This window comes from Burkholderia sp. WP9 (genome assembly GCF_900104795.1).
GTDB lineage: Bacteria > Pseudomonadota > Gammaproteobacteria > Burkholderiales > Burkholderiaceae > Paraburkholderia.
Genome location: NZ_FNTG01000001.1, coordinates 2294451 through 2315217, shown reverse-complemented (window position 1 = coordinate 2315217; position 20767 = coordinate 2294451). Strand labels below are relative to the sequence as shown.

The following is a 20767-nucleotide window of genomic DNA, read 5'->3' as shown; positions in this document are numbered from 1 at the left end:
TCATTTCGGTTCATCTTTCGACTCTTTCGGCACGGGGCGAAAGCGCTTGCCCGGTGACAATGCAGTCAGCCGTGCCACTGCCGCCGCCGCGGACTCTTCGCCCTGGCTCGCGTCGGCAATGAATACATGAGGCAGCGAGAAATACACGGCCGCGCCTTTGTCGATCTCGCCGGTCGCCCAGGCTTTACCGCCGTGCCGCTCGACAATGCGTTTAACGCCAGCAAGCCCGATGCCCGTGCCGTCGAATTCTTCAATGCGATGCAGCCGCTGGAACACGCCGAACAGTTTGTCGACGTAGCGCATGTCGAAACCGACGCCGTTGTCTTTGACGAAAAAGACGTCCTGGCCGGCCAGTTCGCCTTCACCCGCATAGCGGCCAATTTCGATTTCCGCGTTCTCGCGGGTCGCCGTGAATTTTACCGCGTTCTCGATCAGGTTCCGAAGCACCACGTGCATCAGCACGGCGTCCGCGTTGACGTGACCCAGTGGGCCGACGCGCCATGCAATGTTGCGCGAGGGCGCATCTTTGACTTCGTCGGCGATCAGCGCGTCGGCCATGACTTGCAGATCGACCGATTGTGGACGCAGCGCCGCGCGTCCCATCTGCGAAAAAGCCAGCAGGTCGTCGACCAGTTTGCCGCCGAAGCGCGCCGACGAAATGATTCGCTCCACGAAATGACTGCCGCGCTCCGACAGACGCTCGCTTTCCATTTCGCGCAGCAGATCGGCAAACCCGACGATGTGCCGCAGCGGGGCACGCAAATCGTGCGACACCGTGTACGAGAAGCCTTCGAGTTCCTTGTTGGCGCGCCCGAGTTCGAGCGCCAGTTGCGCGAGTTCTTCCGCGCGACGCAGCACGATGCCGAGCAGCGCGGTGCGGAATTCGACGGCGATTTCGAGTTCGGCAGGACGCCAGGCAAGTGAGCGTCCACGCACGGTATCGGTCCAGACGTCGAAGCTCTGGCGCGGCGAGAGCGAGGCGGACAAGCCCGCCAGCTTCGCGCGCGGATCGCCCGCCCATTTGATCGTTTGAACGACTTCTTCGCGAAACCACAGCACGTAATTGCGAAACAGCTTCGAAATCGACACGGCGAGCAGGCCCGCGTAGTGCGGATTGGCCGGCAGGACGGGGCAGGCCGTGGCAAGCGAGTCGGTGTCGAAGGTGTCATCCACTCGCGTGTCGAGCCACTCGACGAGCTTCGCGACTTCCGGCTCGGAAGGCGTGGTGCCGACCAGCAGCACGCGCCCGTCGAAGACGATCGCCGCTCCGTCCGATGCGGTCAGCCCGAGCAGATCCTTCGGGTCGTTGGCGAGCGCGTCCGTGAAGCTTTCCGTGTTGGCCATCGCGGCCAGCAGGCGCGCGAGCGTGCGACGCAGTTCGAGCCGGTATTGGGCTTGCGCGTGTTCCTCTTTCGCTTCGATCTGCAGCGACAGAATCTGCGCGATATGCTCGCACGCGGTGCGCACCTCGAAGGGCGGCACGCGCGCGCTGTCGTGATGGCAGGAAATCAGCCCCCACAGTTTGCCGCGCACTACGATCGACATCGACATGGACGACAGCGTGCCCATGTTCTTCATGTATTGCACGTGTACCGGCGAGACGCTGCGCAGCGACGCGTAGGTCAGATCGGTCGGTTTGCCTGTCGAGGGATGCAGCGGCGGGACCAGCGGCGAGGGCCGATAGTCGGCGTCGGCGATCAGGCGAATGCGGTTGCGCACATAGAGGGCGCGCGCTTGCGCGGGGATGTCCGAGCCGGGAAAGTGCTGGTCCGCGTAGGAGGCGTAGCCCGGTTCGGCGTGCTCGGCGATCACGTGGCCGCTGCCCGTGCTGTCGAAGTTGTAGACCAGCGTGCGGCCGTAACCGGTGATGCGCTGGACTTCGTCGGCTGCGAGTTGCGCGAGGCCCTCGACGGTCTGCACTTCCTCGAGACGGTTGATGAACGTGCGCACCAGCGGGTACATCGACGAGAACACGTCGAGCGTGCCGCGCGCGGGCTCCAGTTCGACGATCGCGATGCCCTCATGACGATGCACGATGACCGCGAACGGCGTGGCGCGCGCGCCGGTGGCATTGGCGCGCGGATCGCTCATCGAGCCGATATAAAGCGGGATGCCGTCTTCCTGATGCGTGGCCAGTGCCTCGACGATGAGCGCTGCCCATTCGTCGCCGACGATCCGCGCAATCGGCTGGCCTGGCGCTTGCTCGGCGGGCGAGCCCGTCAACGCGGCGACGTTGGCGCTGACTTGCAGCAGCGTGCCGTCGGCCGCGATGCTGAACAGAAAGCCGTGCGGCTGGATGCCGCCTGGAATGTGGATGGGTTCTCTCGCGCAGTCGGCTTCGACTGTCGAAGACGCGGAAGATGTGAGGTCTGCCATGCGTGCTCCACGAACGGTACGCTGCATTTTCGCATAGCAGGCGTGCGTTCGTGGTTCGCTGCTAACAGCGTGACTCAATCGCGGCGCGGATGGGCGAGAAAGAATTTCAGCATTTCATCGGCGGCATCGGGGCCCGACGGGTCCGTGTACGAACCGCGCTGACTGCCTCCGGACCATGCGTGACCCGCGCCGTGAATCGACCAGTACTCCGCTTCCACGCCGTTCGCCGCGACATGCCGTTGTCGCGTATAGGTGCGCTGGCTGCTCGCCGCGCCGGATTGCGCGCTGACGGTGGTGGTGCCGGCGTCGAAGGAGGCCACGATCTCGGCCGCATTCGACGGATGCACCGTCGCGTCCGCATCGCCATGAAACACGATGAGCGGACGTTGCGGTGCGCCGCGCGCCCGATTGCGTTGCGTCTTGCCGCCTTTCATCGCGCCGAGCGCCGAGGGCAAGTCCTTCGCGCTGCCGTAGGGGAGACCCGAATGCACGCCCGCCGCCGCATAGAGATCGGGCGAAGTCTTCAGCATGATGTCCGCCATCGCACCGCCTGCCGAGAGACCTGCCACATAGACGCGCGCCGGGTCCACGCGATACCGTCCCATCACCTCGCGCGTGATGCCGGCGATCAGCGACGGCTCGCCCTGATCGCGCTGCTGATCGGTGGGCTTGAACCAGTTCCAGCATTTCGAGTGATTGGCCGCATGGGTCTGATTGGGATACACGACGATGAAGCCGTGACGCTCGGCCATTTCGTTCATGCGCGTGCCGCCGGCAAAGTCGTCGGCGTTCTGCGTGCAGCCGTGCAGCATGACGATCAGGGGCAACGGTTCAGCGCTGTAGACAGCCGGCACGTACAGCTTGTATTGGCGTTGTCCGGCCGCGTTGCTGAACGTATGCGTGCTGAAGGTGCCTGGCGTGTCGGCGTCGAATGCCGGTGCGGCAGGGGCGTGCGGAACGGGGCTCACTTGCGTTTGCGCCTGCGTCCACGCTTGCGTCCATTCGTTCACGTTGGGCGGCGTGTACGGGGCTTGTGCGTGGTCCGCGTGGGCCTGATTCGCGTTGTTGCCCGAGAGCGCGCGTTGAACTGCCGCGGTGGCTTCCTGCGGGCCCTTCGTGCGCAATAGCTCGAAGGCGTCTTTCATTGATTTCAGGAAATCTTCGTTCATCTTCATGATGGTTTGCGTTGACCTGTGTGGGGCGTGAAAGAGCAAGGCGACCGATGGGTCACTGCGTCAGTCACGGTCATGAGTCGAGTGTCGTGCCTAGCTGATGCGGCCGGCAAGCGCCGCCTTGACCGCGGGCGATGCGTGAAAGGCGCCGAGCACCACCACCGATGCAATCGTGGCCGCCGCGAGTTCCGGTGGCACATCGGCTGCGATGCTGGCGAGGCCGAGCACATGAATGTCGAGTTGTTCGTGCGCGGCTTGCGCCGCTTCGAGATCCTGCCGGGAGAAATGTTGCAGCCCGAGCACGAGGGCGCGTCGCGTCACCGTTTCCGAGACCACCTGCGCATGGATGGCGAGCTGGTTGCGAATCGCCGTGCGGATCAGATCGGTGCGGTTCGAGTAAAAGCCTTCTTCAACCAGAAGATCGATCTGGCCGAGGTCGATCGGACCCAGGTTGATGGTGATTTTTTCGGTCTCGCCGCCTTTGGGGCGGGAGGTGTCGATGAGGCTGAGTTTAGTCATTTGCACTCCGGGAGGCATCTTGAGGCCATCCAATTAACATCCAATGGGATGGTTATACGCCTTTTAGCCGGAGGGGGTCAATGAGAATAAAGGGGGTTCGTTCGGGGGATGGCGATGACCGAGTGGAGGCGAGCGGCGCGTTTTGCGGCGCCGAGCGAGATTGCGGGAGGGAGTGGTTTCGGGGCCGATTGCTGCTGTCTGTGCAGAATCGGCCATTCCGACAGTGGCGCGCGTGTTTGAATGGCGCGCGGCGGGCGCTACCGGTGCGCTCGAACTGGCACCGGTAGGGTGATGCGGTTTTTAAGGGGTGTTGAACGAAACGACGGAGTCTGGCGGAGACTTTTACATCAAAACAATATCGTATTGTCTCGGTCTAACGTTTACCCCATATCACCCTGTATCACGCAAAACCCGCTGAAGCCCTTGCCACAAAAGGCTTAGCGTTTCTATTGTCTCTTGTCGTCGCTTCGTGCATCATCCAATCTCACTGAAAATTAGTAGCTAGATTAGTAGCTAGACTCAGGAGCAATGCGCGATGGCGAAACGCGAAGCAAACATCCTTAGCGACGTGCAGTTACGTAGGTGGGTCAAGGCAGGCGAGCCGATGGCAAAGACGGACGGCGGCGGCCTGACATTCACGCTGTCCGCAGCCGGCACCGCGACATGGATTCTCCGGTTCAGCCATGGTGGGCGCCAGCGCGAATTGTCGATTGGCCGCTACCCCGACATGTCGCTGTCGGCGGCGCGTGACATTGCGCGTGAGCGGCGCGTGGAAGTTCAGAAAGGGATCGATCCGGCTGCCGAAGTGAGAAAGATCAAGGCACGCAAAAACTGGACAGTGCGCGAGCTCATCAAGGATTACCGCGAGAGGGTGTTATCCGGCCTTGCCGACAGCACGCAGCGCAGCTATGGTCGCAACCTCACGCGAATCCAGAACGGCATGGGATCGCTCAATCTGCGCGACGTTACGGCGGCGGACGTGATCGCGCAGATCGAGCGGGTAAAGGCTGGTTGGTCGGAGCTATTCACGCTGTGGTGCGTGCTGCGGGCGCTGTTCGATCATGCTGCGGGCAGGAAGATGATCGACGCCAGCCCATGCGCCGGCATCAAGCTAACGTCAATCATCGGAGACAGGCCCGAGGTGCGCAAGCGCCTGATGCTGACCGAGGCCGAGATCGGCGTACTGATGAACGCGAAGATGCGCGACGTGAACCTCTACGCACTGCGCATCTCCCTAGCCACTGGCGTCCGTAGCAGCGAGCTGTACACAGCATTGCGCGCAGACGTACACCTCGACGAAGCGCGTTGGCATATCCCCAATAACAAGACTGGCTCCGAGATGGATATTCCCCTTGCTCCGGCCGTCGTCGAATGGTTTGAGCGTCTGCTCGAACTCGCAGGCGGATCAGCCTACGTGTTGCCAGCGCGGCTCAGCAATCGCATCGACCGGCACGACGGCGACACGCACGTGTCGAAGGATGCGATCCGCGAGGCTATCGACTACTGGATCGCCAATCACAAACCGGCGATTCGCCGCTTCACGCCGCACGACCTGCGATCCACGATGAAGAGCCACATGCGCAAGCTCGGTGTGTCGCGCGACATTAGCGAAATGTGCCTGAATCACAAGCTGGCGGGTGTTGAAGGCATCTACGATCAGCACACTTATTACGAAGAGCGGCGGGGCGCGCTCGAACTGTGGGCGTCGTTTCTGGTGACATGCCAGGCGGGGGAAATCTGGAATGTCACGCCTATCAAGCGGAGCGCGTAGGGCGGCAAAGTGCCCTTTGGCCGCCCCGTTTCCACTTTATTTTCGCATGTAAAGGGAAGTTAAACGGCTTTGTGCTTACGCCGTGGTAAGCGCTGCGATATCTTGAGTCTCATTGCAAACCCATGAGACTCAGCCATGACCAATCCCGCATACCGCATGCTTCGCCTGCCCGAGGTCGCGAAGCTTACTAGCCTCTCCCGCCCGACTATCTACCGATGGATCGCCGCCGGCACCTTTCCCAAACCGGTGAAACTCGGCCCCAACTCCGTGGCGTGGCGCTCCGATGTCGTTCAAGAGTGGATGGATGCCCGCACTAGCACGGCGGTCGCAGCATGATCGCGCTCGCACTGCTGCTCGCTCTCTACTTCCTGCCGGCCATCATTGCACTCAGTCGAAAGCATCACAACGCTGGCGCAATCATCATCGTGAATCTGTTCTTCGGATGGACGTTCATCGGCTGGGTATGGACCCTCGCCTGGGCAGCGATGAACCCGCCGCCGTCCGTTGTTGTAATGGCATCGAGTTCGAAAGGAGAGGCGTGATGGACAAGGCCGGAGAACAAGCGGCATTGGAGGCGAGCCGCGCGACCTGGGGTTGCATCCGTTACTTCCCTTCCGCTAGTGGGCGCGCGACCATGCACCACCACAGGGTCTGGAAAACGTTTCTGGAGGTCGCGCAAGCAATCCCTGTGCCGCCGGGTTTTGACGCGTACCAGCTGTCGCGGGTCGGCACCAGCATCGGCGCGACGTTGCGAGCCGAGATTCCCGCGATTGTGATCGATGAGTTTTGGCAAGCCGAGCAAGCCCGCATCAAGACGAACGACGCCCGTCTGTGGAGCGTCGTGAACATCGCCGTGGGCGTCGTCCGCCAAGGGTAAGGGGGCCGCATATGAGAGCGCTTGAAACGCAGCAGAACGGCGCAGGCGGGCTTGCCCGCCCATCCCGTATGCAGCGCGCTTGGGAACATTTGCACGCCGCCGCAGCGCCGCTGCGGGCCACGTCAGACTTTGCGCTCATCGCAGCCGTCGTCGTCGCGCTGTTCGCGCATTACCTCCGATGACTCGCGCATTGAAAGCGCGCCGCCAGCGACCGGCGCGGCCGTTGCGGATCGCCTATGCACCGCTGCGCGAGCAAGCGGCGGCACGGCGGCGCGAGTATGTCTGGCAGCACGGTCGCATCGGCGGCGCGTGTCGCGCGGCTGGCCAGCTCGGTTGGTCGGTCGCTGAGCCGGCCGCATCGATCGTTGCGCCGGTCGTCCCGGCGCTCGTATGGTTCGCTCGCGCGACCGTCGCACTCTTCGCGGTATTCGGCCGTCTGCTCGTTGGCGTACCGCGCGTACGTTAGCGGCTGCTCGCGCTCGCGGCATCGCATCCGTCCGCGCAGTCTAGTCACTGCTGATTGTTGCCGGCGGTACCCCATGCGCTGCACGCGATGCTAGTCGTAAAGGCACCTCCCGGAACGTTCGGCTCAAGTTGATGCACGACGACGGCTGCTAGCCACGCGGTCTGGTTGACGTATGTGAATTCCGTCTCTACTTCGATCGCGACGCCTTGTCGGATACGAGGATTAAAAATCGTTGCGAGCTGCAAGCTGCTCGACGAGAACGCGGGGCCGCCCATCATTCCATTACGCGGGGATATCAGTATCGGGTCCGCCGTAAAGGGCTGGCCTACCGCAGTAACGACCAGGCGCTGTAACTGGAACGCGAACCGCAGTTGCGGATAGTGGCCGATCGCCTGCGTGATCTGTTCGAGCGGAGAGCCCGTTAGTCTCACGTCGTTCATCAGCGGGTTAATCGCTGCGGAACTGTAATCGAGCGAGAACCCGGCTGGCGTGATGACGCTCGTCAGCACATCTTGTAGCGCGACAGGTCCAGGATTCGCGTAGGGCGAAACGGCCATGTTGCCGAGCGCAAAAGACGCATTCGCCTCAACCACGAGATAGACATTCGGAGGCTGGCGGGCTTCGATGGTAGACCATGAAATGACGCCAGCAAACAGAGGAATGTAATTCCATCCGTCCCATACGTCAATTTGAAGCGTGTCCGTGTTTTGCGGCGCCATGGCGATATTCCAGAGCCTCGCAATCTGATTCATCGTGTCGAGCGGAGCCCCGTAGATTTCCACGCGGGCAGAGTTAAACTGCGCGCCGCCATTACGCACCGTGATCTTCTGCCGGTGTGAGGCAAACGTATAAACGTCCGGCGTCGCTTCGCCTGACGCATCCGGCCGCACCACGGTGATCGTGGTTCGAACTTTGCGCTCTAAAAGCGTATTGAATGTCATGCCGTCCCCCTCCTTAGCGCACAGCCGAGTTATACGGTGCGGTGCCTGACTGACGCTGGATAGCATCGGAAAGCTGTTGCGGGTCCTGCACGCCGCTCACGTTCAGATTCTGCACGTTGTACGTTGCCCCAGTCTGCGTGCCGTTCGCGCCCCCGGAGGAAGCCTCTAGCTGGCTCGCATATTTGAGGCGGTCACGAAGCGACGACATATTGCCGTGCGCCTCGAAAACGTCGCTGATGCCCCGCGTATAGTCCGAGACCGTAGACGCGCCTGCGACAGCTTTGTTGAGCCGCGCGCGCTCGCTCGGGACGTTCAGAACGGCGTTGCTCTGCTCCTGCCATGACATGCTCGTAATCGGCTTGCCCGACCATCTCTCGACGGCCGCCACGCGATCCTTGCTCAACCATTGAAAGAGGCCGCGAGCGCCTGATTGCTGGTTCACTCGGGCAGGGTCGAGGGATGACTCGCCAAACGCGTTGGCCGTCAGGCCAATCGCCTCGTTCAGCGGCACGCCCCGTGCGACAAAAAACTGTGTGAGTTCCGCCGCTGTCGGTTTCACGCCAGCGCCAGCCTTTCGCGCGGACGCGCTGATAACGGTCTCGCCCGGGTCCAGCGAGGGGTCTGTAGCGTATTGCCGCGGCGCCGTCAGCCGCGCCGCGCCGCCATGGTCGCCCAGCGTGCCGCCAACGATGTCGGGACCGTTACGCCGCGCCTCGGGGACGGCCGTACTCCACGCCCATTTGACCGCATCGGAAATCGTGCCGAACGCGCCGCCGATTTTCTTGACGTTCTCCTGCCCCGTACCGCCTAGTTTGGGGAACAGCCACTGACCAGCCGTTTTTAAAAGCCCTCCGAGCAATTGCAGACCATAGGCCGAGAGGTCTACTGCCTCCCCCAACGTCCTAAGGGCTGTGCCGAGCAGTGCGAGGTTGTGGGCGAGTTCGGGCGAGCGTTCAGACAGCGCTTTTTGAAAACCATCGAGGCCGCCGCCTGCTGCGTTCACATCGTCCGCAAACTTCGAAAGCTCCACGGCGCCCGAGTTCAGATAGTCGGCCATCTGTTGCACCGCGGGCGCGATGAGCGATGCAAGCGTGCTGCCGAACGACTTCAGCGAACTCTCTGCGCTAGCGGTCGCGTCATTGAACGCGTCCAGCGTCTTCGATGTCGTATCGGTCGCCTGCGAGAGCGAGGTAGACCATTCTTCGGTGATGTCACGATTGCTTTTGATGGCGACGATCAGGTCCGTTGCGATTCCATGCAGGGCGAGAAACGATTCCATCGTCGCCTTCTGGCCGGGAGGGGCGGCGCGGTAAATCTGCTGTGCCTGTGCAAGCTGCTGCGTCGTCGTGCCTGCCAGATTGACGCCGATCATCGACAGCGCCTGGAGGTGCGGAGCGGCTGCCGGTCCGCCTACCTGAAACGCCTTGGCCTCTTTCGCCAATTCCGCATACGATGCCGCGCCGGCATCCGCGTCGGCGCCGAGCCGCTTGAACATGATCGACGCCGCCTGCATCTCGCGCCGGGACAGCCCCGTCGCGACCGTTGCGCGCGTGAGACCATTCTCGTAGGCGACAAACGCGTTACCGGCTGTGAATGCCGCAACCCCTACGCCTACGATAGCGCCAACTGCGGCCGTGAAGGCCTTCACGCTCGACGCCAGTTCCTTGAACGCCAGGGTCTGAGATTTAGTTCGCTTCAGTTGGTCGGTGTCGCGGCGTTTGCGCTTTGTATCGGCCGCCACAAGTTTCTTTTCCGTACCATCGACCATGCCGTCGATTTTCTTCGACTCACGTTTGTAAGGCGTCGAATCCAGCGTGAGCTGGACAATAAGTTCTGAGACGACCTGTTGGTTTGACATTACGCACCCCTTTCATTGTTCGCGGGCGTCGCGCGCACCCGCTCAAGGTATGCCGCGACGGCTTGCCGGATCAGTTCGCCCACTGACGTATCACATTGCTGCGACAAGGCCCTGAGGTCGGCGCGAATCGGTGCCGGGAGAAAAACGTGTGTTCGCTGCATACGGATCCTCACTTGATCCGCGTCGGCGTGACGGGAAGGGTCTCGCGCATGTCGGACTTGTGCATGTGTTCCATCTCCTCGCGCGTAGGGAGGTGGTCATTCGCGCCATTCGGTTTGCCAATCAGCGCATCAGCTAGCTTTCGGAGTGCAGCTAGTTGCGGCGGGCGGCGCGGCGGTTGTTTGCGGGCATCCATTGCGTTTGCTCCTTTGTGTGTTCGATCAGTTCGACGCCGCGAGACCGAGCGACGTGCGCGCGCACCGGGGTGCTTCCGCCTGCGCGACCGGAGCGACCGACGACACGTCATCGCCCGCAACGAGTCGCAACGCCCACTCGCGAAGAGCGTCCTCATGATCGTCGCGCACCTCGTCGGCAGTCATCCGGATAGCGCGCTGGACGAACTCCGCGCGAACTGCGTCTGACGTTGCCGGGAGTGCGGCGGTCCATTGGTCGGCAGGCGTCCAGCACCAGGCGTGCGCCGTGACGCGCGCACTGTCGGCCGAGCCGCAACTCTCCTGCACGCGCCACACAAGCTCGAAAAACTCGCCGGCAGACTTGGCACTCAGGCGGGACGCCGGGCGCCACGCCTGGAATGCCACTGCGTGGATGCATGCCCCGCGCACTCGCACGGCGACATGCCAACGCGTACAGGATTCGATCGTTTCCAGCGCGGCGCGCCCATACAGGTCAACAGCGCCGTGTGTAGCCGTATTTATTGACATTGCGTACTCCTTATGTTGTGTGCACACGAGACACACACTATCATTGATATGCGGCAATAGCCATGAACTATCAGAACGCCCAATGAATGACGTTTTTGGCGGCGCGACTGCCGGTGAATGTCTTGTCTACACACGCTTTGCAGGTGGTCAGCGAGTCGTCAACAGGTGGTCAGAACGCAGGCGATTCTATATGCCACTGCGCAGATATATTCGACGCATATCATTACGAATGTGTCTTTAATGAACGACGGCTAACGTGCTGCGCAACGTTGGCGCGGCCCAACATGTAGGAATACTGATGTCTGAACGAAAACACCCGCTGCGACTGTCAATCCTCGCTCTGGCGGCTCGCCGGGCTATCGGCGGGCGGATAGTCGTGCGCGCCGCCGCGCGGCCGTCTGAGGCCGTTCCTGCGGTTGCAAAGCGACCAACGGCGAAGCGCCCGGCACCGCCAACGTCGGCAACGGAGCGGATCGAGCGGGGCTCTCACGCCGCACGTGTCAGACTGCGGCAACGGTTTGCGAAAGAGAACGTGCAAACGGTCCCGACTTCGCCGTTTCGTAAGCCGCGACCACTGTCCGATGAACTCGCCGCGACATTCGGGCCGGCGCCCGAAACGCGGCCGGCGTCGGCGTCAAAGCCGGAACGGGCTTCGAGTGGCGACCCGATGGCACCCGAGGCGCGCATTGCTACCCTATGGCGGAAAGGTGTGCCACTTCGCGAACTGCGCGGCGAGTATGGAACGCTGGCCGATGCCGTTGTGCGCTCCCTGCTGCCCTCGCTCGACTGGCGTGCGGCGTGAACATCTACACGAACAATGCGATGCAGACCTGCCCGGTCAATGGCGCCTTGCGCTACTGGCTGAAAGAGCAACGCGCGCATGAACTCGCGGATGCGCTCGACGTTCACGCCGCGGCGACTGCCGACGAGTTCGCGGAGCGCCTCGAAGCGCTGGGCGCCTTCGCGCTTGGCATGGCGTCGTTCGCGCAGGACCTGGCCGACGGTCTCTACGAGGTCGAGCCGATCGACCGCAGTTACATGGCCGTAGGAGACGTTTGCGGGCGCATGGCAGGCTTGGCCCGTCTAGCGGATGCCAATGCACGTGACGCAGCGGCGCTGGCACTGCGCGCCGCTGATGCGGCGCATGAAGGCGATCTGGCCGGCGCGTTGCGACTGGCGAGCCACGCGGTCGAATTCGCAATCTATGTCGCTCGGGATGCCCTCGCCGTGTTACGTCTTGCGCCACTGACGACCGGCGAGCGCAGCGTTGCCGGCGGCGCGCTGTGGACCGTTGGCCATCTGCTATGCACGATCGATCGCGTTTAAGGCGGTTTAGAGAGCAATGTTTGCTCTCTGTTTGCTCTCTGTTTGCTCTCGATAAACGAATGTCAGCAATATTTAATCTGATATTCGCTATATTCTTTTTTGATTATAACTATTATGTTAATAAAATGAGAAGTAGTTAGAGAGCAGAGAGTAAAAATAAAAAAAAACTCCTACAGTGCTACGAATAGCCGCAATAGCGAATTAGCGCTCTTTTTGCATTTATACAGATCTAATTCGAACTCGTGCTCTCTACTCACTGACCGGGCTCAAAAGACCACCCAGTATGGGTTTGCGCCAGAGAGAGAAAAAAACAGCTTTTTTTGCTCTACAAAGGATTGACTATCATTTAACTAACATCGGGGGCGACTGCTCAGAACTGTTCGTCTACGATGTAACGGTTTGGTAATTTGCAGAAAGCAATCTGCAAGATATCGTCAATAGCTGTATTCAATCGAAACGCTTGACCGATTATTTGACGCTCAGTATGATGAGCCTATTCGATTCCGCCATAAAAGGCTCATTATGCACGAGTTAAATCCGATGAGCGAAGTTCTCGACGCTCACGCAGTGGCCCGCTCTTTGCAGGTATCGGTTGGCATGTTCCGACTGCTTTGCTCGCGTGCCGAATTTCCCGAGCCCGACGTGAAGCTGGACAAAGATCGAGGCTATCGCTGGAAGGCATCGACGGTCGCGCCGTGGGTGGAGGCGTACAGGCTGCGGCGCGAAGGTGACAACATGCGCCGCGCATTGATAGCTGCTTGCCGCGATTCGTGGGGTGGGCGAGGAGAACGCTACCGCACGACACAGAGCGCCGCAGGCTGAACTACCCTCAGCGGGATTGGTGCGCCGCACTAGGCGCCGGCAAAAAAAACGCCACCTAGCGGTGGCAAGAGTTTCTTAACAACGCATCGCGCCAAAGCCCGGAAAGCTGTCCGCGATGCATCACAAACTGGAAATCAGTATGCCGATGCAAGCCGAAAATGTCAACGTTTTCTCAGCACTTGAACAAAACGTGCCCAGCACACTGCGCATCCTCGCTCTTGAGGTATGCGCATGAATATCAAACTCACGCAGATCAGCGCAGTGGGCTGCGCGATGGCGAAATCGTATTCGCGAGGCGCCGATGGCAAGATCGAAAAGACGGCCATTGCGAACATGACGGAGGGCGTCGCCAAGGTAGTCGAACTGGAGAACCTCTCGCAACTCAAGCAGGCATTATCGCTGCTGCAATCGAATCAGGCGATTACGTGCGGCGTGCCCATCGTGGGCGACACACCACTCACGACGCGAGCCGGTGCCGAGTTTCGTCCGGACGCCGTTGCACGCACCAATGAGGCATTCAAATACCCACAAGGCCCGGCACTGTTCCCGATCGACGTCGATATTGACGACGAGCGGCGTAACATCTATCTGAGCGTTGACGACGTGCTAGACGCGCTCGAAGTCTGCTCGCCCTGGCTCAAGTACGTCTACCGCGTCGCGCGCCCGTCTTCATCGTCCTTTGTGGACGGCGAAGGCCTGCGCGGCGTACACGTCTACCTGGCCGTCACGCGCGGCACAGACATACCGGCACTCGGAAAGCGAATGCAACGCGAGCAATGGGCGGCCGGACTCGGGTACATGTACGTCAGCAAGTCCGGTGCGCTGCTCACGCGCCAGCTATCGGATGCGCTGGTTTATCAGCCGTCGCGGCTTCTGTTCGAAGCGAGCCCGGTACTCAGAGACGGTGTGGCACGCACTGTTCCGGCGGATCAGGCGTTCAGGGAGCGTCCGCCGATCGTATCTGCTGGGCACCCCGTCAAATACAAGGTGGGTGATGGGATGCTGGACGCACAGGCACTGCCGGCAGAATCCGCGCTGGCTGAGCGCAAGTTCGACACTGCCGTGCGCGCCGAGAAGGATAAGCAGCGCCGGGAGGCAAAGCGCGTCGCAATCGCGTATCAAACTGCAAACGCCACTGCTAACGGACTCGACGCGCAGCTGGGCGAGCGGTTGGGCCTGCTGGCGATTCGCGCGCTCGGCGACCGGAAGCTCCCGCCGTCGTGGGAAATCGCGGTTAAAGACATTGGCCGGGTGAAAGTCGCGGACATTCTCGCGAACCGCGGCGATGCAATCGGCCACCAATGCGCTGACCCGTTCGATACGTGGCGGCCCAATCTCAAACCGGAGGGCTACGGCAAGGCTGAGATCGTGGCAATGGGCGGCAAGCTCGGTGTCTGGTCGCACAAGTTGCAGACGTTCTTCGAGTTCACGGACGACAGTGCCGCCGACCTGGCCAGCCCACTTGAGCAGGCCGCCGAAAAACTCTGCGGGACGCTGGAATACCCGGAGCGCGTAGGAAAACGGGTCGCGCCGTTCGTGAATGTCAAATTTGCGCTGGCGTCGTTGCTCGAAAAGATCGACGCCGTGCCGCGTTATAACGCGGCGACGTACACGACAGAGACTGCTGGCCTGCCGAGCGAAGGTAAGCTGATTGACGCACTATCGCGCGTAGGTTGCGCGGGCGTGGTGCCGGGCGTGGTGGAGCGAGCGATCGAAACGCTCGCAATCGAAAATCAGTTCGATCCGTGGCGCGACGCGGTGCTGTCGCTACCGCAGTGGGACGGGCGACCGCGACTCGACACGTTCTTTCCTGATCTCTGCGGCGCAACCGATAGCGACGCTTTGCGACTGACGGGACAGGTAATGTTTGCGGGCGCACTGATGCGACAGATGGAGCCGGGCATCGACTGCCATGTCGTGCCGGTTCTGATCGGCGGAAAGGGCGCGGGTAAGTCGCACTTCGTTACAGATCTGGCGGCGGCGCTGGGTGTCCCAAAACCTGCCGCGCTGGCTTTCAGCGACCCTATCCGCATGAGCATGGCGGCGTGCGGCTCTGTCTTTGCCGAACTGGGGGAAATGTCCGGCATGGGTAAGCGCGACGTGGAGGAAATTAAGCTCTGGATCGCCGACGGCGTGGACAAGTACCGCGCCCCGTATGAGCGAAAGGCCGAACCCCACCCGCGCCGCTTCGTCCTGATCGGCACCGCCAACAAAGATGAGCTCAACCACGATGAAACAGGCAATCGTCGTTTCATGCCCGTCCAGTTCGCCCGCAGGCCCGAGCCGAACTGGGCAGTAGAGTGCAGACAAATTTTCGCGGAAGCAAAGGCGCGGTTTTGCCAGTCCAGCGCCGATTACCTGGCCTTGCACCGTGCCACTACAGACGCAATCGGCGCATTCAACGATGCGCGTATGCGACATGGCGGGGGCACGCCGCAGACCGTAGTATCAGAATTTGCGCCGCCGATCGTGCAGCGACTCGCCGCGCAACGCGCCGACCGGCGCGTGTACGTGTCGGCTCTGCTGACGCAGCTTGCAGCCAGCAGCACCGCGACGCGCAGCGTCACGCCGCGTCAGGTCGGCGCGTGGATGCGCATGAACGGATGGACAGCCAGCACCAGTAACGGGATGACATATTACGTCGTGCCCGACGATTACCTGGCGGAAGGCACGGATAACGCCGTGGTACTCGCTACGCCGTTCGCCCGGCCGGCACTCGCCGTCGCCAACTGATGCAACCGCGCCGCCAGCACGGCGGCGCGCAAACTGGCCGACATGCGAGCCCTTCAGTATTCGCTAATGGACGCCGTAAACCGTACCTATGGCCCTCGATTCGCTGGCGGACCCCCGCCCACACCTCAATGGCCTGATAAGGATTCCAAGAACTATGCGACTCACCGTTCTCCTGGCAACCGCCCTGTTCGCCACGTCCGCGCATGCTGGAACGATTACCGACGAAGTGACCGCACCCGACAATCACGAACTCGCCACTGTCGCGGCGGTCACGGCGGGCATTTACCGTTACGACCTGAGCGAGTTCACATGCGCCCGCAACGCGCAGTTGCAAAACGAAGGTGCCACGACAGAACGGGATCGTAAATATGGGCGATGGCTCACGAACATCGCCGCCGCGCATCCAAGTGCAAAGACGATGCGCGTACGGTCGAATGGCACCTTCGATGGCGGCGGTTGCTATGAGCGCATTGCAGGCGGCATTCGCATCTATCGTCCGTACACAATGCAGCCGGTTGGCATTGTGGCGCCCGTCGTTCCAGGCGATCCGGACGCCGCTGAGCTTCCTCAAACCGCAAATGCGGCCGCGCCTCAACAGACCCAGCCGATCCAGATCACGGCGCAACAGCTGTACGCCGAGTATCACGCGAACGAGGTCGCCGCCGACCTCAAGTACAAAGGGCGTTGGCTTGCCGTGACGGGCGCTGTCGTCGAAATAAAGAACGACGTTTTTGGCCAACCCGTGGTATCCCTCCAGGTCGATGGCGATCCGTTCCATACCGTCAACGCGTATTTCGGGAAAGACAAGATTGAGCAGATCGCAAAGCTTCAGAAAGGAAGCACTGTCGCGATCACCTGCCGCGGCGACGGGATGTTTTTCATGTCACCCAATCTGAAATGTAAGCAGTAGCGTGCCAATTACCTAGGTCCGAAAGCGGGAGTCGTGTTCGGCATGCGTCGGTGAGTCGCGCGCCCGCCAGCCGGCTACCATCTTGTCACCCGGCGGCGCGAAACCCACCGCGCCTCTAATTAGTAGCCACGTTAGTAGCTAGCAGTTGGAAAGACCGAAATTTGAGCTATAAGTCGCTGATTGCAATGATTTAATTCTTCTACATCAAAACAATATCGTACTGTTCCTGACTCAAATTCGACTCCACCTGCAGCGACACCGGCTTACCAATAAAATCAATCAACATCGCCAGATGCTGCGACTCTTCCTCGAGAAACAGATCAATCACCTGCTGCGACGCCACCACGCGAAACTCGCGCGGATTGAACTGCCGCGACTCGCGCAGAATCTCGCGCAGCACGTCATAACACACGGTACGCGGCGTCTTGACCTGCCCCTTGCCCTGGCAAACCGGACACGGCTCGCACAGCACATGCGCGAGCGATTCACGCGTACGCTTGCGCGTCATCTCCACCAAACCAAGCTGTGAAAAACCATTCACCGTCACGCGCGTGCGATCGCGCGACAACGCCTTCTTCAATTCGCCCAGCACCTGATCGCGATGCTCGACGTTTTCCATATCGATGAAGTCGATGATGATCACGCCGCCCAGATTGCGCAGACGCAATTGCCGCGCAATGGTGTGCGCGGCTTCGAGGTTCGTCTTGAAGATCGTATCGTCGAAGTTGCGCGCGCCGACGTAGCCGCCCGTGTTCACGTCGATGGTCGTCATCGCTTCGGTCTGGTCGATCACGAGATACCCGCCCGACTTCAGATCGACCCGCCGCGACAACGCCCGCTGAATTTCCGCCTCGATGTTGTACAGATCGAAGAGCGGCCGCTCGCCGGTGTAGTGGTGCAGTTTCGACGACACCGCCGGCGTGAACTCGGCCGCGAAATCAGCCAGCATCTGATACGTTTCGCGCGAGTCGACCTGAATGCGCGACGTCTCATCGTTCACGAAATCGCGCAGCACGCGCTGCGCGAGATTCAGATCCTGATAGAGCAGGCTCGTGGGCGGCATGCGCTGCCCTTGCGAGAGGATCGTCGCCCACGTCTTGCGCAGATACGCGACGTCGCCGGCCAGCTCTTCGCTAGTTGCATCTTCGGCGATGGTGCGCACGATATAGCCGCCTTTTTCATCGGCGGGCAGCACGGCGGTCAGACGCGCGCGCACGGCTTCACGTTCGGCTTCGCTCTCGATCTTCTGCGAGATGCCGATATGCGGTTCCTGCGGCAGATAGACGAGCGTGCGACCGGCAATGCTCACCTGGGTGGACAGGCGCGCGCCTTTGGTGCCGATCGGATCCTTCACGACCTGCACCATCAGCGTCTGGCCCTCGAAGACGATTTTTTCGATCGGCTGATGCGGCGCCTGATGCTGTGGTTCGCCGGCAATACGCGGATGCCAGATGTCGGCGACGTGAAGGAACGCGGCGCGTTCAAGACCGATGTCGATGAAAGCGGACTGCATGCCCGGCAAAACGCGTACGACCTTGCCGAGATAGACGTTGCCGACGCGGCCGCGCGACAGCGTTCGTTCGACGTGAAGTTCCTGGACTGCGCCTTGCTGGACCAGCGCGACGCGCGTTTCCTGCGGCGTGACATTGATCAGGATTTCTTCATTCATGGTGTTATTTTAGAAGTCGATGCGCGCTGCACGCAGGAGCGCAGCAGATTCAAAAAGCGGCAAACCCATGATACCTGAATAGGACCCGTCGATATGCTCGATAAACTCCGCGGCGCGCCCCTGCACACCGTACGCGCCCGCTTTGCCGAGCGGCTCGCCGCTCGCCGCATAGCGGCGGATCGCGTCTGCGTGCAGTGCAGCAAAACGCACCTTCGACACGGATAGCGCGGCGGGCAGCAGCGTGCCCTCGGCGTCGACCACGGCCACGGCCGTCAGCACTTCGTGAGCGCGGCCGGAAAGGCGCGTGAGCATCGCGACAGCGTCGTCGGCATCGACGGGCTTGCCGAGAATCGCGTCGTCGATCGTGACGGTTGTGTCCGCAACCAGGATCGGCCGCGCGGCATGACCGCCGGCCACGAGGCGCGCGCGTGCCGCATGCGCCTTGGCGACGCACACCCGCTGCACATAGTCGCGCGCGCGCTCGCCGGGCAACTCGGCTTCGAGCGCTTCGGCGTCTTCATCGGGGCGCGGCAGCAGCAGTTCGAAACGTACGCCGAGCTGTTGCAACAACTCCTGGCGGCGTGGACTTTGCGAAGCGAGGTAGACGAACGGATGCAGCGATGCGGCGGACGTGGACATGAACAGGTCTCGATGAAGCGGATTGCATGGACATGCGACGGGCGCGCCGCGCAATCCGTGCGCCGCCTCGTCCATTCACACGCGATGATAGGGGTGATTTTGCGTGATGGTCCACGCGCGGTAAAGCTGCTCGGCCAGGAGTACGCGGACCATCGCGTGCGGCAAAGTCAGGCTCGAGACGCGCAGCAACATGTCGGCGCGCGCTTTGAGATCGGGGTCGAGACCGTCGGCGCCGCCGATCAGAAACGCCACGTCGCGGCCGTCCTGCTGCCAGCCGGGCAGGGCGCCGGCAAGCTGCATGGTGGTCCAGTCCTTACCGCGCTCGTCGAGCGCGACAATGCGCGCGTTCTTCGGCAACGCGGCTTCGATCTTCAGCCGCTCGGCGGCCATCACGCTTTCCGCCGGCCGTCCCGACGAACGCTGCTCGGGTTTGATCTCGCGCAGTTCGATGCGCAGCTCGGGCGGCATGCGCTTCGCGTATTCGTCGAAGCCGGTGGCGATCCAGTCCGGCATCTTGTGGCCGACGGCGAGGATATGCAGTTTCATTGCGCAAGCATTCGCGAACGAGAACGGTGAGTGGGCCGAAGCCCGCTCACTTGCGGCGTGCGGGCGCTTTGCGCGCGGGCTTCTTCACCGCCGGCGCGGCTTCCTCTTCGTCCTCGTCTTCGTCGGGCTCGCTCGAACGCGCACCGCCGAACGGATCCGGCGTGGACAGCTTGATGCGCACCGGCTTGTCGCCCCAGATTTCTTCGAGGTTGTAGTACTGACGCAGGGCCGGCTGCAGGATGTGCACGATCGCGTCGCCGCAGTCCACCAGCACCCATTCGCCGATGTCCTCGCCTTCGGTGCTGATGATCTCGCCGCCGTTTTCCTTCACGCTCTCGCGCACGCTCGAAGCGAGCGCTTTGGTTTGCCGGTTCGAGGTGCCGCTCGCGACGATCACGCGATCGAACAGCGCGGTCAGGTGGCTGGTGTTGAACACCTTGATGTCTTGCGCTTTGACGTCTTCGAGAGCGTCGACGATCACGCGTTGCAGTTTGCGAATATCCATGGATTTACCGGTGGTACAGATGATGTTGAAGAATATAGTCCCACACCGCGGTGGGGACATGGCTCGCCGCCTGGTCTTGCTGTTCGCCGCCCGCGAGGGCAAGCCGCTGGTTCACCTGCTCGCGCAGATGCGCGCGAATGTCGGTGGCCGAAACGTTGAACGCAAGCGTCGTATCGATCAGCAAGTGGCCGCAGGGCGTGGCTTGCAGAACGTCGGCGCGGGCACGGCGCGCGTCGATTTCTTGAGCGACCGCCGGCGGAATCGACGTGAGGTCGAAACCGGGCCGGGTGGCCGCGCAGATGTGGGCGAACTCGAACAGGCGCCGCCAGTCGCGCCACGTGTCGAGATGCACCAGTTGATCCGCGCCGATCAGGAGCGCAATGGATGCGTCCTCACCTTCGCGTTCACGCCAGCGTTGCAGCGTGTCGATCGTGTAAGTCGGGCCGTCGTGCTCGATTTCGTCGGTCGCGACCCGCACGGTCGTGCCCGGCAGCACCAGTTCGCTCGCCGCCGCGCGCGTCATGGCCAGCCGGTGCACGGCCGGCGACACGTCCGATTTCTGCCAGGGCTGGCCGGCCGGCAACAGCACGAGTTCGGTCAGATGCAGCACATGCGCGAAACGCCGCGCGAGCGCGAGATGGCCGTCGTGGATCGGATCGAAAGTGCCGCCGAGCAGTCCGATCCGGCGAGGCAGGGCGACAGGATGAGCGTTCGGCTTCAGGTGAAGATCCTTTGTCGTGACGATTGGAGCAAGGT

21 protein-coding genes are annotated in these 20767 nt (G+C 61.7%); 9 read left to right on the top strand and 12 right to left on the bottom strand.

Annotation, left to right across the window (positions count from 1 at the left end):
• From BLW71_RS10330 to BLW71_RS10320, 3 genes are all read right to left on the bottom strand, one after another.
• Nucleotides 1-2376, bottom strand: a complete 2376-nt coding sequence (locus BLW71_RS10330; protein ID WP_091796019.1) for an ATP-binding protein — start codon at nucleotides 2374-2376, stop codon at nucleotides 1-3.
• Between the two features lie 74 nt (nucleotides 2377-2450).
• Nucleotides 2451-3551 (bottom strand): extracellular catalytic domain type 1 short-chain-length polyhydroxyalkanoate depolymerase, encoded by a 1101-nt coding sequence (locus BLW71_RS10325; protein WP_091796016.1) that lies wholly within the window; start codon nucleotides 3549-3551, stop codon nucleotides 2451-2453.
• Between the two features lie 90 nt (nucleotides 3552-3641).
• Complete coding sequence (locus tag BLW71_RS10320; RefSeq protein WP_091796013.1) at nucleotides 3642-4067, bottom strand: ribbon-helix-helix domain-containing protein; 426 nt, start codon at nucleotides 4065-4067, stop codon at nucleotides 3642-3644.
• Between the two features lie 535 nt (nucleotides 4068-4602).
• On the opposite strand from BLW71_RS10320, the gene BLW71_RS10315 reads away from it, so the two are divergent.
• The 5 genes from BLW71_RS10315 (at nucleotide 4603) to BLW71_RS10295 (ending at nucleotide 7181) form a co-directional block, all read left to right on the top strand.
• A complete protein-coding gene (locus BLW71_RS10315) occupies nucleotides 4603-5838 on the top strand; it encodes a tyrosine-type recombinase/integrase (protein ID WP_091796010.1) in 1236 nt (411 codons plus the stop codon).
• 135 nt (nucleotides 5839-5973) lie between these two features.
• The gene (locus BLW71_RS10310) at nucleotides 5974-6174 is read left to right on the top strand and encodes a helix-turn-helix transcriptional regulator (RefSeq protein WP_091796008.1); all 201 of its coding nucleotides are present in this window, start codon (nucleotides 5974-5976) and stop codon (nucleotides 6172-6174) included.
• Nucleotides 6171-6380, top strand: a complete 210-nt coding sequence (locus BLW71_RS10305) for a superinfection immunity protein (protein ID WP_091796005.1) — start codon at nucleotides 6171-6173, stop codon at nucleotides 6378-6380. Before BLW71_RS10310 ends, BLW71_RS10305 begins: the two co-directional genes overlap by 4 nt.
• The gene (locus BLW71_RS10300) at nucleotides 6380-6715 is read left to right on the top strand and encodes a hypothetical protein (RefSeq protein WP_091796003.1); all 336 of its coding nucleotides are present in this window, start codon (nucleotides 6380-6382) and stop codon (nucleotides 6713-6715) included. The genes BLW71_RS10305 and BLW71_RS10300 overlap by 1 nt, the downstream gene beginning before the upstream one ends.
• Before the next feature lie 178 nt (nucleotides 6716-6893).
• Nucleotides 6894-7181, top strand: a complete 288-nt coding sequence (locus BLW71_RS10295) for a hypothetical protein (RefSeq protein ID WP_091796000.1) — start codon at nucleotides 6894-6896, stop codon at nucleotides 7179-7181.
• Nucleotides 7182-7225: 44 nt separating this feature from the next.
• Here BLW71_RS10295 and BLW71_RS10290 read toward each other — a convergent pair whose 3' ends face one another.
• From BLW71_RS10290 to BLW71_RS10275, 4 genes are all read right to left on the bottom strand, one after another.
• Entirely contained in the window at nucleotides 7226-8122 is an 897-nt protein-coding gene (locus tag BLW71_RS10290; RefSeq protein WP_091795997.1) for a hypothetical protein, read from the bottom strand.
• A 13-nt stretch (nucleotides 8123-8135) separates the two neighbouring features.
• Nucleotides 8136-9980 (bottom strand): phage tail tip lysozyme, encoded by a 1845-nt coding sequence (locus tag BLW71_RS10285; RefSeq protein ID WP_091795994.1) that lies wholly within the window; start codon nucleotides 9978-9980, stop codon nucleotides 8136-8138.
• Nucleotides 9981-10149: 169 nt separating this feature from the next.
• Nucleotides 10150-10335 (bottom strand): hypothetical protein, encoded by a 186-nt coding sequence (locus tag BLW71_RS10280; protein ID WP_091795991.1) that lies wholly within the window; start codon nucleotides 10333-10335, stop codon nucleotides 10150-10152.
• A 25-nt stretch (nucleotides 10336-10360) separates the two neighbouring features.
• Nucleotides 10361-10861, bottom strand: coding sequence for a hypothetical protein (locus BLW71_RS10275; protein WP_091795988.1), 501 nt, complete (start codon nucleotides 10859-10861; stop codon nucleotides 10361-10363).
• A 798-nt stretch (nucleotides 10862-11659) separates the two neighbouring features.
• Between BLW71_RS10275 and BLW71_RS10265 the strand changes: the two genes are divergently transcribed.
• The 4 genes from BLW71_RS10265 (at nucleotide 11660) to BLW71_RS10250 (ending at nucleotide 16652) form a co-directional block, all read left to right on the top strand.
• Nucleotides 11660-12187, top strand: a complete 528-nt coding sequence (locus BLW71_RS10265) for a hypothetical protein (RefSeq protein ID WP_091795983.1) — start codon at nucleotides 11660-11662, stop codon at nucleotides 12185-12187.
• Between the two features lie 540 nt (nucleotides 12188-12727).
• Entirely contained in the window at nucleotides 12728-13009 is a 282-nt protein-coding gene (locus tag BLW71_RS10260) for a hypothetical protein (RefSeq protein WP_091795980.1), read from the top strand.
• Nucleotides 13010-13240: 231 nt separating this feature from the next.
• The gene (locus BLW71_RS10255) at nucleotides 13241-15742 is read left to right on the top strand and encodes a VapE domain-containing protein (protein WP_177204998.1); all 2502 of its coding nucleotides are present in this window, start codon (nucleotides 13241-13243) and stop codon (nucleotides 15740-15742) included.
• Nucleotides 15743-15896: 154 nt separating this feature from the next.
• On the top strand, nucleotides 15897-16652 hold the full coding sequence (locus BLW71_RS10250; RefSeq protein WP_177204997.1) for an OB-fold protein: 756 nt from the start codon (nucleotides 15897-15899) through the stop codon (nucleotides 16650-16652).
• 199 nt (nucleotides 16653-16851) lie between these two features.
• Here BLW71_RS10250 and rng read toward each other — a convergent pair whose 3' ends face one another.
• The 5 genes from rng to BLW71_RS10225 form a co-directional block, all read right to left on the bottom strand.
• Nucleotides 16852-18321, bottom strand: coding sequence for a ribonuclease G (gene rng, locus BLW71_RS10245; RefSeq protein ID WP_011487448.1), 1470 nt, complete (start codon nucleotides 18319-18321; stop codon nucleotides 16852-16854).
• 9 nt (nucleotides 18322-18330) lie between these two features.
• Nucleotides 18331-18960, bottom strand: a complete 630-nt coding sequence (locus tag BLW71_RS10240; RefSeq protein WP_091800681.1) for a Maf family protein — start codon at nucleotides 18958-18960, stop codon at nucleotides 18331-18333.
• Between the two features lie 75 nt (nucleotides 18961-19035).
• On the bottom strand, nucleotides 19036-19506 hold the full coding sequence (gene rlmH / locus BLW71_RS10235) for a 23S rRNA (pseudouridine(1915)-N(3))-methyltransferase RlmH (RefSeq protein WP_091795971.1): 471 nt from the start codon (nucleotides 19504-19506) through the stop codon (nucleotides 19036-19038).
• A gap of 46 nt (nucleotides 19507-19552) precedes the next feature.
• Complete coding sequence (rsfS, locus tag BLW71_RS10230) at nucleotides 19553-20011, bottom strand: ribosome silencing factor (protein ID WP_091795967.1); 459 nt, start codon at nucleotides 20009-20011, stop codon at nucleotides 19553-19555.
• A gap of 4 nt (nucleotides 20012-20015) precedes the next feature.
• Nucleotides 20016-20732, bottom strand: a complete 717-nt coding sequence (locus BLW71_RS10225) for a nicotinate-nucleotide adenylyltransferase (RefSeq protein ID WP_091795964.1) — start codon at nucleotides 20730-20732, stop codon at nucleotides 20016-20018.
• Nucleotides 20733-20767: the final 35 nt, after the last annotated feature.